General features: G+C 59.4%; 7 protein-coding genes. 2 read left to right on the forward strand and 5 right to left on the reverse strand.

Annotated elements, in window-relative coordinates; genetic code table 11:
- Nucleotides 1-34: 34 nt before the first annotated feature.
- The 5 genes from LU682_RS06250 to LU682_RS06270 form a co-directional block, all read right to left on the reverse strand.
- The gene (locus LU682_RS06250; protein ID WP_060489546.1) at nucleotides 35-1,921 is read right to left on the reverse strand and encodes a DUF262 domain-containing protein; all 1,887 of its coding nucleotides are present in this window, start codon (nucleotides 1,919-1,921) and stop codon (nucleotides 35-37) included.
- Nucleotides 1,922-2,632: 711 nt separating this feature from the next.
- A complete protein-coding gene (locus tag LU682_RS06255; RefSeq protein ID WP_060489548.1) occupies nucleotides 2,633-7,510 on the reverse strand; it encodes a DEAD/DEAH box helicase in 4,878 nt (1,625 codons plus the stop codon).
- 216 nt (nucleotides 7,511-7,726) lie between these two features.
- The gene (locus LU682_RS06260; RefSeq protein ID WP_003254823.1) at nucleotides 7,727-8,977 is read right to left on the reverse strand and encodes a ribonucleotide-diphosphate reductase subunit beta; all 1,251 of its coding nucleotides are present in this window, start codon (nucleotides 8,975-8,977) and stop codon (nucleotides 7,727-7,729) included.
- A gap of 441 nt (nucleotides 8,978-9,418) precedes the next feature.
- Nucleotides 9,419-9,550: a hypothetical protein gene (locus LU682_RS06265; protein WP_003254821.1), complete on the reverse strand. Its 132-nt coding sequence runs from the start codon at nucleotides 9,548-9,550 to the stop codon at nucleotides 9,419-9,421.
- 139 nt (nucleotides 9,551-9,689) lie between these two features.
- Complete coding sequence (locus tag LU682_RS06270) at nucleotides 9,690-12,569, reverse strand: ribonucleoside-diphosphate reductase subunit alpha (RefSeq protein WP_010952332.1); 2,880 nt, start codon at nucleotides 12,567-12,569, stop codon at nucleotides 9,690-9,692.
- Nucleotides 12,570-13,317: 748 nt separating this feature from the next.
- On the opposite strand from LU682_RS06270, the gene LU682_RS06275 reads away from it, so the two are divergent.
- The gene (locus tag LU682_RS06275) at nucleotides 13,318-14,016 is read left to right on the forward strand and encodes a response regulator (protein ID WP_010952334.1); all 699 of its coding nucleotides are present in this window, start codon (nucleotides 13,318-13,320) and stop codon (nucleotides 14,014-14,016) included.
- Nucleotides 14,013-15,620 carry an ATP-binding protein gene (locus tag LU682_RS06280; protein ID WP_010952335.1) on the forward strand — a complete coding sequence of 536 codons (1,608 nt, stop codon included), beginning with the start codon at nucleotides 14,013-14,015 and terminating at the stop codon, nucleotides 15,618-15,620. Before LU682_RS06275 ends, LU682_RS06280 begins: the two co-directional genes overlap by 4 nt.

Here is a 15,620-nt window from a genome sequence, read left to right on the forward strand (position 1 = left end):
CAAAGTAGTGTTGCTGCTTCTGAGTGGTAGGTGATCATTCGTATTTGGGCCAGATTGTCAGTGCTATGGTGGCGAGGGCATGGGCTCGGGCTGAAATCGCGGCTTCATCCCACGCAGAGGTAGCAATCAGTGGGACATTGAGACGCAGGCTGGTATTAGCAAGCAGCTTGTCGCGTTTCGCCGCGAAATCGCAGTGTTGCGCCGCTCTATTGACGCTGAGGTTCAGCAGCGTCAAGTTGCCTAGCGTTGGGATGCTCTCATGCCGCTCACGAATCAGGAGCTGCCAGGGCGTCAATGTGCCGCCAGAGCGCACAATCACTTCGATATCCGACTCGTCGCTGTCGGCTGCCACGCTGCCATCTTTCAGCGGCCAGTGGGCGTGCCAGCTGCGCGGCAAAATATGGTCGATATCAAGCGCTGATAGGTTTGGCAGTTCGGGCTCTTCGCTTTTAACGGATAGTCGTAAACCGCCCTCCAGCTCCGTTAGCAGCGAACGGGTTTTCGCTGTATCCAGCCGGCCTGGGTACAACGGTGCGCTGACGCAGGCGTTACGGAATTCGGCATCGTCGGGCCAACGGGAAGCATCTCCGTTGAGTGTACTCAGATAGTCGCCGAGGACCCCGCTGGAGATCCCTGATTTCGTCAGGTGACGTAGCGCACTGAGGAAGATGTTGTTGTAGTTTTTGGGCGTCAGTCCACAGATAGCGCGGCGTACCACGTAGGACACCAGGCAATTGAACATGCAGGCTTTGTCCGCCTCAGGCACTTGCGCAGTCGAAATCAGCAGGGCCAGCGGGTGGAGCGTCGTGACATCATACGCCGCAATGCGACGCCCAAGACGAGCAATGAGGGAGGAGCCGGAGGTGCTGATCAGTTCGCGGTAATGTTCCGCGTATTGGGTCAGGGTCACCAACTGACGGTCTGCGGTGTTGGCTGGAGCCTCGGCTGCATAGCGCCGGTATTCGTTGTACAAGCGTGACAGATCAACCTCACTGCCCATCTCTGCTTGCAGGGTGGCGTGGATCAACCACTCCAGGCGGGGCTTGTTCAGGCGGCCACGACGCTGCTTGGTCGACCAGTAGTCTTCTTCGAACGGTAGCCACTGCTTGTCGTAAAGCGCTTGGGCATCGACTTTATCTTGGTCGGCACGCATGAAAATGTAGTTGCGGATCAAATCCGTGGCATGCAGCTCTGCGCCCCGTCCATTGAGCGTTTCAAAAATCACCTGGGCATCGTCCTCGGCTTCCAGCGAAATGCTGACCAGCTTGAGGTCTTGCAATACCGCCATGATGAGGCTTTCTGCATAGGCGGCGGCCAATTCGTTTCCTGAGCGAATCCAGCGTATGAACTCATGGGTAAAGAACCAGATCGCGGCCAGTGCAGGTGGGTGATCATGGTGCTTGCGCAGGCTGCCGTGCTGCGTGAAATGGGCCGGGTATTCGCTCCGGAAATCGTCCAGACGCTGGATGCCGAGGCTTTTGATGAAATGGGGGCGGTCGCGGAAGGTCGGCCACAGCTTATAGCGCTCCATTTTGGGGTCGCGCATGGTTTCTTCGTTGTTGTTTTGCATGCAGCCGATCACGCTGGGCTCAAAGGCCTGAATGCCGGTGGCACGTAACGCGAGCAGGAGCGAGGCCAGCACGTACTGAAGCGTGGTCAACCGTTGCTGGCCATCAATGATGTGCAGGGTGTCGACGCCCATCAGCCCGTCTTTGGCTTGGGGTTCGAGGACCACCGCCCCCAGGAAGTGCGGTGTGATGCTCAGGCCGGATACCCGTGCCTGGGCTTTTTCCTGGATGTCCTGCCACAAGGCATTCCATTGATTGCGCAGCGTCCACACATAGGCGCGCTGGTAGAACGGTACACAGTACTGGCGGCGGTCTTGGAAAAGCTGGCGCACGGTGAGCGTTTCGGATTTCATGGCGTCCCCTTGATGGTCTGCGCATTCTGGCCTGTGCGGACCATGGCGTCACTAGGGCGGGGCGACTGTCGCGTGCTGCGTGTAATTTGACGTTATGGTCAATTGCCTCTCTCTTCACCGGGGCGCTGGCGTCAGTCCCACTCGGGACTGGCAACCACGCCCCCGGTCGCTGGTCGACCGGAAGCTATGAAGCAGGTTGAGGCACGTGTCGACCACTAGCCTGAGTGCTCAGGGCATGGACGGTTGGGGCCAGAAAAAATGAAAAGGCTGTTGAGCAGGACACCTTGGTGGCGCTGATCGAGAGTGGGGCTGCGCGGGAGTTTCGGGCGACGCGTGGGACGGATGGCAAGGGCTGGCGGTACTGTCTCGTTACATCGACGCACATTCGCACTCCGAAGATTTTTACGAGGTGCCGCTCACCCTCGAAGTGGTGACTAACGAGCTAGCCCTGTTTGATAGCATCAAGGAGGACTAAAGTAAGGCTCGAAAGGAGTGGGAGAAGGCTAAGCCCAAGGCCTCAGCCGTATTCAGTTAAGTTTGCCGACCGAGCACTGATGAGATGCAGTGCTCTATCTAATAGACCAAGGCGCGGTTGTTCATGTCGCACCACGCCGGACCGCTTGTATCATTCGCCATTGCAAACATACAGCGGTCGTTTGGTTATCAGCGGAATTCGCGTTGGCGAGAATGCTTGCTCCTGTTTCTACTCGGTTAGATATCCAGAAGTGGCAGGCCGTTGACGATCTTCTGTGTTTCGAGGCTCACGGTGACCACGCGCTGAAAAAGCTCCAGCGGGTACTTGGGGTTGCCCATGGTTTCGATTGCCCAGTCGTTGGCGTCGTTGACAATGCCGCTGGCTTTGTCGGTACGAACGGCTTGACGTTCCATCACCCAGTCCAGCGCGGCCTTGCCGTTGACCACGTAATCCCAGGCCGCTTCAGGGATACCTTTCAGGGTGATGCGGTGGTTGTAGATGACGGTGCTCTTGTCACCCTTCTTGGCGAGCTTCATCTTCTCCACGCGATAGTCAGCATTGGTGAGCGTGCCCTTGGAATCGATGGTCAGTGGGTAGGGTGCGATGGTTTCGTAGTTCAGGTGGAGATCAGCCAGGGCACGGCCAGCTTTGCTGAAAGCCCAGAAGTCGGCGGCTTTCTTCACTGCTGGAATGCGCGGCAGTTCCTTGCTCAGGTTGTCGGCAAAGCGCTCACGGTAATCCGGAGAATGGAGGATGCCGTAGACGTAGTAGAAAAGGTCTTCCTTGCTGATCGAATCTCCGGGGTAGGCTGACTGGAAGTGGGTCAGGCCAGCGTGGGTAATGGCATCGCGACGGCGCAATCCACCTTCAACCGGCTCTGCAAAGAGGTCATCGTCTGAGGTCTGGGCGGCTTCGTCGTATAGATAAAGAGGAAAGCATTGTTCTCCCCCATCAGGCGTAAAGGCTGGTGGTTTATCTGTAATCAATGCGATCTGCCCGTTTGACCAACGAGCCTTCACCAAAATAACTAGATTTTGGCACCCTGCTGTGGGGAATAGCCGTGGTATCTGATAGACCATTTCGTTAAAGCGGCGATCGAAGTACAGCCACTGTTTGGTAAATGGGCGATAAAGACTTGGCATCAGGCAGCTGGCCTTGAAGACATAGCTGCGGTTTTTGCCAAGATCCTGCTTCAGGGCTCGCGTCCAACTGATACGGGTCGGGTCGGTATCAACAAAACCGTCCACCTTTGCCTGCCGAGCTTTGCTATCCAGCGCCGGATGAGCCGCATTGAAGCGTGTCACCTCGGTGTTGTAGAAACCGATCATTCCGGTCATGTTGGTGGTCAGTTTTATTTGGCTCGCGTTGTAAGCCCAAGCATCTCGCGCGGTAAGTACGCCTTGCGAGAAATTATCGAACAACTTGAGCGCATCGCCCTTCTTGTCGCCCAATACGATGAACTGGTTGAAGCTGTCGTCGCGCTGTCGGAGCCAGTCGCCGTGCTCATCCGGGGTGATCTGCTGCCACTGCTCGATGCCGGCAATACTGCTAAAACTCGCAATCTTCTCCAGCTTTTCCTCACGGCTGAGATAGTCCCCAATGTCATGGAAGTGTATTTGGCCGTGAGCCTGTGCGTCGGGGTTCTTGACCAACAGAGAAATGGCGATGGGGGCGCGGCTGCCGCTACCAAAAATCTTGCCGCCTTCTTTGCGTGAGGTTTCACCAATGGTGCGCTGGTTGCCGCGCAGATGGAGCACATACAGGCTGGAAAACTCATCGGCCAAGCACTTGCGCAGGCCGTCTGCGGTGTTGGCCTCCAGAAAACCTGCGTTTGTGACAAAGCCGATGATGCCGGCGTTGCCAATACGGTCGCTGGCCCAGCGGATGGCGCGGATATAGCTGTCGTACAGTCCCTTAGCTAGGGTGGCGCTGGAGCGCGCCGCATAGGTTGAGCGGATGCGGCCGTCGAGTGTTGGATACTCGACGTTATCGTTGTTGTCGTTCTCGCTTTTCTGGCCAACCGAATAAGGGGGGTTTCCCACAATGACCCGAATATCCAGCGCCTTCTGCCGCTTGCGCCGCGCACTGTTGTCTTCCAACAGGGCATCCACCAGATCGTCTTTCTCGTACATCTGGAATGTATCGGTCAAGCAGATCCCTTCAAATGGGGTGTACTCGTCAATCACTTCGCCGTGATAGGCCGCTTCAATATTGATGGCAGCAATGTAGTACGCCAGCAGCACCAACTCGTTGGCGTGGATCTCGTGCTTGTACTTGTGCGGCAGTTCTTCCGGCTTGACCAACCCGGATTGCAGTAGACGGGTGATAAAGGTGCCGGTGCCGGTAAACGGGTCGATGATGTGGACGCCCTTGCTGCCCAGGGTTTGGCCGAACTCCTGTTGCAGCAGGTGGTTGACGCTGTAGAGGATGAAGTCCACCACCTCGACTGGGGTATAGACGATACCCAGACGCTCGGTCATCTTGGGGAAGGCGTTGCGAAAAAATTTGTCGTACAGCTCGACTATGATCTTCTGCTTGCCCTGGGCATTATCAATGCCGGCTGCGCGTTGCCGCACGCTGGCGTAGAACTTCTCCAGGGTGTCCGCTTCCTTGGCCAGGTGGTGCTCGTGGAGCGCGTTCAGCACGCCTTGCATGGCCTTGGACATAGGGTTGTTGCTGGCAAAACTGTACTCCTCGAAGAGCGCATCGAACACCGGCTTGGTTACCAGGTGTTGAGCAAGCATTTCGACGATCTCGCCATCGCTGATGCTGTCGTTGAGGTCGTCGCGCAGTTCGGCTGCGAAGGCATTAAAGGCGGCCTGTTCCTGTGTGTTGGCCGGATTTTCCAGAATGCCCTGGATGCGGTCGATGTGGGTGCGGGCGATCTTGGCAATGTCGTTAGCCCAGTCTTCCCAGTGGTGGCGGTTGCCACACTTATCGACGATTTTGGCGTAGATGGCCTTTTCGATTTCACCCACTTCGTAGGTCAGCTCGGCCTGCTGGGTCATCTGGCCTTCGGCATCGTATTTCTGGCGCTTCTCGCCAATGCCATACTGGCCTTTTCCAGCTTTGTCGTTACTGGTGCCGCTGCCTTTCTTGGCCTTTTTGTCGGCCTTGTCGGTAATGGCGATGACTTCCATCTTGCGCGGGTCTGAGCCGATCAGGTCGAGCTTGTTTACCATCGCGTCAAAGCTGTCGTCGTGCGAACGCAGCGCCTGAAGCACCTGCCAGACCACCTTGTAGGTCTGGTTGTCATTGAGGGCTTCGTGAGGCTCCATGCCCGCAGGGATGACCACTGGCAGCACCACATAGCCGCGCTTCTTGCCCGGTGCGTTGCGCATCACCCGGCCTACGGATTGCACCACGTCCACCTGGGAGTTGCGCGGGGTGAGGAAGAGCACGGCATCCAGCGCCGGCACATCCACACCTTCAGATAGGCAGCGTACATTGCTTAGAATACGGCAGGTGTTGGCCGGGGCCTCGTCTTTGAGCCAGTTGAGTTTGGCTTCCTTCTGGCTGGCATTCATGCCGCCATCGACGTGCTCGGCCTCGCAGATGATGCGCGAGTCCTGATCTATCTCTTCGGAGTCCTGGTAAGCCTCCACCACCGACTGGAACATGCTGGCGATGTTGATTGAGCTGACCTTGTGCTTGGTGCCCTTGTAGTTGGGTGAGATGACCTGGCAGAAGGCCACAGCACGCTTCATGGGTTCATCATCGCCAATGAGCTGCTCGTGTAGGCCTTGCTTGGCCAGCGCCTTCCAGCAGCCGACGATCTTGGCGGCGTCGTCCACCTTAAGCTGGTTGTCTTCGTCTTTGAGCAAGTCTTGGAGGCGGCGACTGATGGCGCTCTCTTCGACGGTGAGTACCAGCACCTTGTAGTCGGTCAGCAGGCCGCGCTGAACAGCCTCGGAGAAGTTGATGACGAACAGCTCTTTGCCGTACAGCGCCTCGTCATCCATTGAGCACAGGGTGACTTCTCCGGACTCGGCTTTGACCTTGGCGCTGTCGCCGTAAATGCGCGGCGTAGCGGTCATGTAAAGGCGCTTAGTGGCACGGATGTAGTCGGCGTCGTGAACGCGCACGAAGGTGCTTTCGTCATCATCGTCAAAGGTCGCGCCAGTAGTGCGGTGGGCTTCGTCGCAGATGATCAGGTCAAATGCTGCCAGGCCGTGCTCATGCTGAGCACGGCTGATCACGTCGATGGAGTGGTAGGTGGAGAACACCACGCTCATATGTTCGGCATCATGACGCTTGAGCATTTCCGCCGCGAGGCGATCTGCCTTGGTGGTGGCTGGGTAGCGGAGTTCGTGGGCGAAGACCTGCGGGGCATCCTCATCAGTCTTACGTTTCTTGCCTACATCGCTGTCGGAGCATACGGCGAAGCTGTGGAGCAGAGTTTCGCTTTCCTGTGTCCATTCGGTAAGAGTCTGCGACAGCAACGACAAACTGGGCACCAGGAACAACACACGCTTGCCCTTGCCGGCCTGCTGTTCGGCAATCTTCAAGCTGGTGAAGGTTTTGCCGGTACCGCAGGCCATGATCAGCTTGCCTCGCTCGGCATCTTTAAGACCGGCTGCTACGGCATTCAGTGCGGTTTGCTGATGATCACGCAGCTGCTTGCGCGCCTTGAGCGCAACCGCATGCTTGGGCTGGTATTTGGCCCAGTCGATCTGGCTGTCCTCTAGGGCTTGCAGGTCGATCTTGTTGATCGGAAGCTGCTGGCCTTGCAAGGCGTCCTCGGCGTGTTTGCTCCAGTTGTCGGTGGTAGCGACGATAATGCGGTGCGAGAACGGTGCTTTGCCGGAAGCGGTGAAGAAACTATCAATGTCCTTCTTCTGGACGCGGTAGTCCTCGGCGTACAACTTGCACTGGATGGCGTGGTACTCGCCTGTCCCCTGGGTGCGCGCCACCAGGTCGATGCCGGTGTCGCGACCGTCCAGTCCCTGTTCTTTGGCCCAGTCGCCATATGTCCATACTTTATCGTAGAGGTCGCGATAGGTCGCTTCGTTGCGGAAATAGGCGAAGATCAGCTCTTCGAAGTAAGTACCTTTTTCGCGTTCGGTGACAGATGCAGATCGGTAGGTGTCGAGCAGGGATTGAAGGGCGGACATTGAACAGGAATTCCTTTAAGGCACGACAGGTGCGTCATGGGCACCAAATTTCAGCAGTCTACCAATTGGAGAGAGTTGCTACAGCTTCTGAGGGGCTGGGGGCGCTCAATGATCTGTGGATGACAAAAAGGCTGCCCTTAGGCAGCCTTTTGGGTGAATCCATTTCACATTTAGTGAGAAGGTTTCACGATCTACTGATTTTGAGCGCCCGGTCAATCAATCCCAGCTCAACGCCCCACCCGTCTGATACTCGATCACACGCGTCTCAAAGAAGTTCTTCTCCTTCTTCAAGTCCATGATCTCGCTCATCCATGGGAACGGGTTGGTAGTCCCCGGATACTCTTCTTTCAAACCAATCTGAGTCAAACGACGGTTAGCAATGAACTTGAGGTAATCCTCCATCATCGCTGCGTTCATGCCCAGCACGCCGCGTGGCATGGTGTCTCGGGCGTATTCGATCTCCAGCTGGGTCCCTTGCAGGATCATCTGGGTCGCTTCTTCCTTCATCGCCGCATCCCACAGGTGCGGGTTTTCGATCTTGATCTGGTTGATCACGTCGATACCGAAGTTCAAGTGCATCGACTCGTCACGCAGGATGTACTGGAACTGCTCGGCAACGCCAGTCATCTTGTTGCGGCGGCCCATGGACAGGATCTGGGTGAAGCCGCAGTAGAAGAAGATGCCTTCCAGTACGCAGTAGTAGGCGATCAGGTTGCGCAGCAGCTCTTTGTCGGTTTCGACGGTGCCGGTGTTGAATTCCGGGTCGGAGATGGCGCGGGTGTACTTCAGGCCCCAGGCGGCTTTTTTAGCGACCGACGGAATCTCGTGGTACATGTTGAAGATCTCGCCTTCATCCATGCCCAGCGACTCGATGCAGTACTGGTAGGCGTGGGTGTGGATCGCCTCTTCGAAGGCCTGGCGCAGGATGTACTGGCGGCACTCCGGGTTGGTGATCAGGCGGTACACGGCCAGGGCCAGGTTGTTGGCAACCAGCGAGTCGGCGGTGGAGAAGAAGCCGAGGTTGCGCATGACGATGCGGCGCTCGTCTTCGGTCAGGCCGTCCTGGCTCTTCCACAGGGCGATGTCGGCGGTCATGTTGACCTCTTGCGGCATCCAGTGGTTGGCGCAGCCGTCCAGGTACTTCTGCCAGGCCCAGTCGTACTTGAACGGTACCAGTTGGTTGAGGTCGGCGCGGCAGTTGATCATGCGCTTTTCATCGACTGCAACGCGGGCCGAGGAGCCTTCCAGCTCGGCCAGGCCTTCGGCAACGTCGAGGGCGTCGAGGGCAGCCTTGGCACGTTTGACGGCTTCGGAGTCAGAAGCGGTGGCCGCACGGGCCTCCAGGGCGGCGGCACCACCGGCGCTGTCGAGCTTGTCGAGGGTGGCGGCGGCAGCGGCCTGCGCAGGGGTGTTGCCTTTGGCGGCTACTTCGCCGTCTTCTTTGTCGAATTCGTCCCAGCTCAGCATGGTTTGGCTCCTGCTTGAGGGTCGCCCAGAGGCAACCGGTTGGATTTTAAGAATGTGATGCCTGACGCAAGGCCGTAATGGCGAATGGGCAGCTCGAGAGGCTGACTCTCGTTTACATCTGAATGTGTTCTGGCTTGTACCTGGCCAGGCCTCTGGGAGGGGCCAGGACAATTGAATAGGTGCTCTTTTCAGAGGGCGCAAAGTATACCGGAATTCACCTTCGATCGGGGCGCGTGTCTTGCCGGCGAGGGTAACTTTTTTGACCGGTTTGGCGTGCGTCCGTTCACGAAGCGGGTGGCTTCTTCTACGGGGGGAGAGTGTAGCGCCAACCTATATGTTGTGCCAGTTTAAATTTGAAGGCACATCATATGGTGTTTCCTGAGGCTTGTGTTGGCGGAGTCGGCCTCACCGTGGGCTTGCCGGCGATGAGGCCAGCCACCACTAGCTACGGTGGGTGTACAGCGTTTCGACAATGTGTGTCTTGGGGTGCTTGCGTGCCTGTTCCACCGAGGTGAAACGGCCGGTTTCTGCGTTGCGACCAATCTTGCGAGATGCCAGTTTTTTCCGCGCCATGGGCGTACATCCTTTTTTGAGAGGTCCTGTTCTTTTACCGAGCTGCGTGAACAGTGGGCAAAGGGCAAGGTTTCTCTGAGGCGCGGATACAAAAATGCCGCGCGGGGCACCCGTAGGCACCCCGCACGGCATTCAGGCCTTACTGGCAGGCTTCGCAGTCAGGCTCGTCGATCGCGCAGGCCTTTGGCACTGGCGCAGGGCCGGCTGCCTGGACTGGGGCGCTGTCGCCACCGCTGGAAACGGCGTTGAGCTTGCCGGTGTTGATGGTCGACTTCTCGGTGCTGGTGGCGGCCAGGGCACGGAGGTAGTAGGTGGTTTTCAGGCCACGGTACCAGGCCATGCGGTAGGTCACGTCCAGCTTCTTGCCCGATGCACCCGCGATGTACAGGTTCAGCGACTGCGCCTGGTCGATCCACTTCTGGCGACGGGAAGCAGCGTCGACAATCCACTTGGTCTCGACTTCGAACGCAGTGGCGTACAGGTCTTTCAGCTCTTGCGGGATACGCTCGATCTGCTGTACCGAACCGTCGTAGTACTTCAGGTCGTTGATCATGACCGAGTCCCACAGGTCGCGGGCCTTGAGGTCGCGAACCAGGTACGGGTTGATCACGGTGAATTCGCCCGACAGGTTCGATTTCACGTACAGGTTCTGGTAGGTAGGCTCGATCGACTGCGACACGCCGGTGATGTTGGCGATGGTCGCGGTTGGCGCGATGGCCATGATGTTCGAGTTACGAATACCTTTCTGTACGCGGGCACGTACCGGCGCCCAGTCCAGGGTTTCTTCCAGGTTGACGTCGATGTACTTCTGGCCACGGGCCTCGATCAGGATCTGTTGCGAATCCAGCGGCAGAATGCCCTTGGACCATAGCGAACCCTGGAAGGTCTCGTAGGCGCCGCGTTCATCGGCCAGGTCGCACGAAGCCTGGATGGCGTAGTAGCTGACCGCTTCCATCGACTTGTCGGCAAACTCGACGGCAGCATCGGAGCCGTAAGGAATGTGCTGCAGGTACAGCGCATCCTGGAAGCCCATGATGCCCAGGCCGACCGGCCGGTGCTTGAAGTTCGAGTTACGCGCTTGCGGCACCGAGTAGTAGTTGATGTCGATCACGTTGTCGAGCATGCGCACGGCGGTGTTCACGGTGCGTTGCAGCTTGGTGGTGTCCAGCTTGCCATCGACGATGTGGTTCGGCAGGTTGATCGAGCCCAGGTTGCAGACCGCGATCTCGTCCTTGTTGGTGTTCAGGGTGATTTCGGTGCACAGGTTCGAGCTGTGGACCACGCCCACGTGCTGCTGCGGCGAACGCAGGTTGCACGGGTCCTTGAAGGTCAGCCATGGGTGGCCGGTCTCGAACAGCATCGACAGCATCTTGCGCCACAGGTCTTTGGCCTGAACGGTCTTGAACACCTTGATCTTGTTGTACTCGGTCAGGGCTTCGTAGTACTCGTAGCGCTCTTCGAAGGCCTTGCCGGTCAGGTCGTGCAGGTCTGGCACTTCCGAAGGCGAGAACAGGGTCCACTTGCCGTCATCGAAGACACGCTTCATGAACAGGTCAGGGATCCAGTTGGCGGTGTTCATGTCGTGGGTACGACGGCGGTCATCACCGGTGTTCTTGCGCAGCTCGATGAATTCTTCGATGTCCAGGTGCCAGGTTTCCAGGTAGGCACATACAGCGCCTTTGCGCTTGCCACCCTGGTTGACCGCAACGGCGGTGTCGTTGACCACTTTCAGGAACGGTACGACGCCCTGCGACTTGCCGTTGGTGCCCTTGATGTAAGAGCCCAGTGCGCGCACAGGGGTCCAGTCGTTGCCCAGGCCACCGGCGAATTTCGACAGCATGGCGTTGTCGTGGATCGCGTGGTAGATGCCCGACAGGTCGTCCGGCACGGTGGTCAGGTAGCAGCTGGACAGCTGCGGGCGCAGGGTGCCGGCGTTGAACAGGGTCGGGGTCGAGGCCATGTAGTCGAACGACGACAACAGGTTGTAGAACTCGATCGCACGGGCTTCCTTGTCTTTTTCTTCCAGCGCCAGGCCCATGGCCACACGCATGAAGAAAACCTGCGGCAGCTCGAAGCGCACGCCATCCTTGTGGATGAAGTAGCGGTCGTACAGGGTCTGCAGGCCCAGGTAGGTAAACTGCTGGTCGCGCTCGTGGTTGATCGCCTTGCCCAGTTTTTCCAGGTCGAAGTCGGCCAGGGCCGGGTTCAGCAGCTCGAACTCGATACCTTTGGCGACGTAGGCCGGCAGGGCCTTGGCGTACAGGTCAGCCATCTCGTGGTGGGTGGCGCTGTCGGCTACATTCAGGAAGCCCAGGCCTTCGGCGCGCAGGGTGTCCATCAGCAGGCGGGCGGTAACGAACGAGTAGTTCGGCTCGCGCTCCACCAGGGTACGGGCGGTCATCACCAGGGCGGTGTTGACGTCCTTGATGGCCACGCCGTCGTACAGGTTCTTCAGGGTTTCGCGCTGGATCAGGTCGCCATCGACTTCGGCCAGGCCTTCGCAGGCTTCGCTGATGATGGTGTTCAGGCGGGCCATGTCGAGCGGCGCCAGGCTGCCGTCGGCCAGGGTGATGCGGATGCTCGGGTGCGGCTCGACCACGGCGTCGGTGTTGGCGCGGGTGGCACGCTCCTTGGCGCGCTGGTCACGGTAGATCACGTAGTCGCGGGCGACTTTCTGCTCGCCGGCGCGCATCAGGGCCAGTTCGACCTGGTCCTGGATTTCTTCGATGTGGATGGTGCCACCCGATGGCATGCGACGCTTGAACGTTGCGGTAACCTGCTCGGTCAGGCGCGCGACGGTGTCGTGGATGCGCGACGAAGCGGCGGCGGTGCCGCCTTCAACTGCGAGGAACGCCTTGGTGATGGCGACGGTGATCTTGTCGTCGGTGTAAGGGACGACAGTGCCGTTACGCTTGATCACGCGCAGTTGGCCGGGGGCGGTGGCAGCCAGATCCTGGTTGGAATCGGCGGCCTGCGGCACCTGGGCCTGCGGGTTCTCGCGAGTCGTGTCGGTTTGCATGGGTGGGTGTCTCCACAGTTTCTATATTGTTCAGGCGCCTTATGGGCGCCCACCGTTCCGTCCACTTGCTCGATAACCTCGCGGGGATGCGCAATGCATGCGCATCCGCCCGCGCGGGCGTACCGACTTCGGGACAGACTCAGGAATAAGGGGCAATGGCTTGCCGCTCCCTGGCCGAAGTCAAAGGTTCTGGGCCGAGCCCAAAAACTGTTGCTGATGGGTGCCAGGCCTGGCCTGCAACACCCATGCCCGAACAACGCCCTGAAAGGGCTTGCCTCGGTCGCCTCCGCAGGAGCGGTTTGGCTGCTGAAATCACCTGAAGTTCCACCCGGAAAATCGCTTGATCTTGCGGGTTGACTTTTGTGTGTGATTTTGCACGAACCCCTATATCTAGTGGTTCGCTGCGATCGGGATACAAGATAATGCGGTATTGGGGGCTTTGCAAGGCGAGCGCCTGTGGATAAGTTGTGTGTACTTTGTGAGTGAATGGTGGGTATTCGCTGTAGGCCTTGTGCCAAGTGGTTTGCAGTATTTTTCTGCACCGTGAAGCCCTTGGGCAGTTTTTTTTGGGCGCGAAGCCTGTCACAAAAAACGGTTCAGTCGAGGGGGCGGTAGGGCGTGTCTGAAGATCTGGGGTGCCTGGGAGATCGAGCACCGCCCGCGGGGCGCTCGGTCTCGCAGGGCCCCCCATCTACATTCATACTCTCAGCTGCCCTGACACGATCCCAAGAACAACAAGGCCAAAGCCATGGACCACCCCATACCCCGCATCCTCATCGTCGAAGACGACCAGCGCCTCGCCGAACTCACCGCCGAATACCTGCAGGCCAATGGTTTCGAGGTCGCGGTGGAGGCCGATGGCGCCCGTGCCGCGAGGCGCATCATCGACAGCCAGCCCGACCTGGTGATCCTCGACCTGATGCTCCCCGGCGAGGACGGCCTGAGCATCTGCCGCCGGGTGCGCAGCCAGTACCAGGGGCCGATCCTCATGCTCACCGCGCGCAGTGATGAACTGGACCAGGTCCAGGGCCTGGACCTGGGCGCCGACGACTACGTCTGCAAACCCGTGCGCCCACGCTTGCTGCTGGCACGTATCCAGGCCCTGCTGCGCCGCAGCGAAACCGTGGACAGCAAGCGCCAGGACCTGGCCTTCGGTGCGCTGCGTATCGACAACCGCCTGCGTGAGGCGCGCCTGGGCGAGCAGTTGATCGAGCTGACCGGCGCCGAATTCGACCTGCTCTGGCTGTTGGCCAGCAACGCTGGCCGCGTGCTGACCCGTGAACAGATCTTCACCGCACTGCGTGGCGTGGGCTACGACGGCCAGGACCGCTCCATCGATATCCGCATCTCGAAAATCCGCCCCAAGATCGGCGATGACCCGCTTCAGCCGCGGTTGATCAAGACCCTGCGCAGCAAAGGCTACCTGTTCGTGGGCGAGGCGCCATGAACAATTCGATCTTCCTGCGCATCTACGGCGGCATGCTGGCCGTGCTGGTGCTGGTGGCCCTGCTTGGCGTGCTCAGCCTGCACCTGGTCAACGAAGTGCGCGCTGCCCAGCACCGCGAGGGCCTGGCCCAGGGCACTTTCAGCCTGATGGCCGACAACCTGGCAATGCAGAATGAAACCCAACGCAAGCGTTCGCTGCTGATCTGGGAACGCCTGCTTGGCGTGCAGTTGGCGCTGCAGCCGATGAGCGCACGCAGCCTTGACGGTGGCCAGCGGGCGCGCCTGTACCGTGGCCTGGTGGTGGTCGAGAAGATTGGCCCGCATGCGGCGCAAGTGCTACGCAAGGTGGGCCAGGAAGACCTGATGCTGGTCGCGCAGATCAAACAGATCAGCGAGCAGTTGGCGCGGGCCACCCTCTATCTATTGGCCGACGAATTGGTGCGCTACCCGGTAGCCGAACAGCAGCAGCGTCTGGCACAGATCAAGCAGGAAAAAGGCTTCGGCTTTGGCGTTGCCTTGCAACGTATCGAGCGGGTCAGCCTGGACGATGACCAGCGGCGCCGGGTGGAGGAGGGCGACACGGTGATGGCGCTGGGCAAGGATGGTGACTCGATCCGGGTGTTCGCCGGGCTGACGGGCTCGCCATGGGTACTGGAAATCGGCCCGCTGTACCAGCTCAACCCTTACCCGCCGCAGTTGCTGATCCTGATTGCCTTCCTGGGGCTGTGCCTGATCGGCCTGGTGGTCTACCTGCTGGTGCGTCAGCTGGAACGTCGTGTGTCGGGCCTGGAGATTGCTGCCACGCGCATCGCCCAGGGCAGCCTGGACACCCGCGTGCCGGCCGGCGACGCCGACTCGGTAGGGCGCCTGGCTGCTGCCTTCAATGGCATGGCCGAGCACCTGCAGCGCTCGCTGACCATGCAGCGCGAGCTGGTGCGAGCGGTGTCCCACGAGCTTCGCACGCCGGTGGCGCGCCTGCGCTTTGGCTTGGAGATGATCGAAAGCGCCACGACTGAACAGGTGCGGGCTAAGCATCTGGCGGGCATGGACGGGGATATTCAGGACCTCGACAAGCTGGTCGACGAGATGCTGACCTACGCCCGCCTGGAGCAGGGCGCACCGGCCTTGAAGTTCCAGCGGGTCGATCTGGATGCCTTGCTCGATCGGGTGATCGAAGAGCTGGCACCTTTGCGTGCCGAGGTGCGGGTTGTGCGCGGCGACTGCCAGGGCGCGGATGCCGAAGGCGCCTGGGTCGAGGCCGAGCCGCGCTACTTGCACCGGGCCCTGCAGAACCTTGTCGGCAATGCCATGCGCCATGCCGAGGGCGAAGTGCGCCTGAGCTATCAGCTGGGCCAGCAACGTTGCCGTATCGATGTGGAGGATGACGGCCCGGGGATCCCCGAGGGCTTCTGGGACCGCATCTTCACGCCCTTCACCCGCCTCGATGACAGCCGTACCCGTGCCTCGGGCGGGCACGGGTTGGGCTTGTCGATCGTACGGCGGATCATCTACTGGCACGCGGGCCGGGCCACAGTGGGCCGCAGCGAGGCGTTGGGCGGTGCCTGCTTCAGCCTGAACTGGCCAAGGCAGCAGGCACCGCTGTAA

This window comes from Pseudomonas alloputida (genome assembly GCF_021283545.2).
GTDB classification, from domain to species: Bacteria; Pseudomonadota; Gammaproteobacteria; order Pseudomonadales; family Pseudomonadaceae; genus Aquipseudomonas; species Aquipseudomonas alloputida.

What these genes read in the sequence shown, in the direction of transcription:
- LU682_RS06250 (WP_060489546.1), bottom strand. Translation starts at nt 1,921, where the DNA reads ATGAAATCCGAAACGCTCACCGTGCGCCAGCTTTTCCAAGACCGCCGC.
- LU682_RS06255 (WP_060489548.1), bottom strand. Translation starts at nt 7,510, where the DNA reads ATGTCCGCCCTTCAATCCCTGCTCGACACCTACCGATCTGCATCTGTC.
- LU682_RS06260 (WP_003254823.1), bottom strand. Translation starts at nt 8,977, where the DNA reads ATGCTGAGCTGGGACGAATTCGACAAAGAAGACGGCGAAGTAGCCGCC.
- LU682_RS06265 (WP_003254821.1), bottom strand. Translation starts at nt 9,550, where the DNA reads ATGGCGCGGAAAAAACTGGCATCTCGCAAGATTGGTCGCAACGCAGAA.
- LU682_RS06270 (WP_010952332.1), bottom strand. Translation starts at nt 12,569, where the DNA reads ATGCAAACCGACACGACTCGCGAGAACCCGCAGGCCCAGGTGCCGCAG.
- LU682_RS06275 (WP_010952334.1), top strand. Translation starts at nt 13,318, where the DNA reads ATGGACCACCCCATACCCCGCATCCTCATCGTCGAAGACGACCAGCGC.
- LU682_RS06280 (WP_010952335.1), top strand. Translation starts at nt 14,013, where the DNA reads ATGAACAATTCGATCTTCCTGCGCATCTACGGCGGCATGCTGGCCGTG.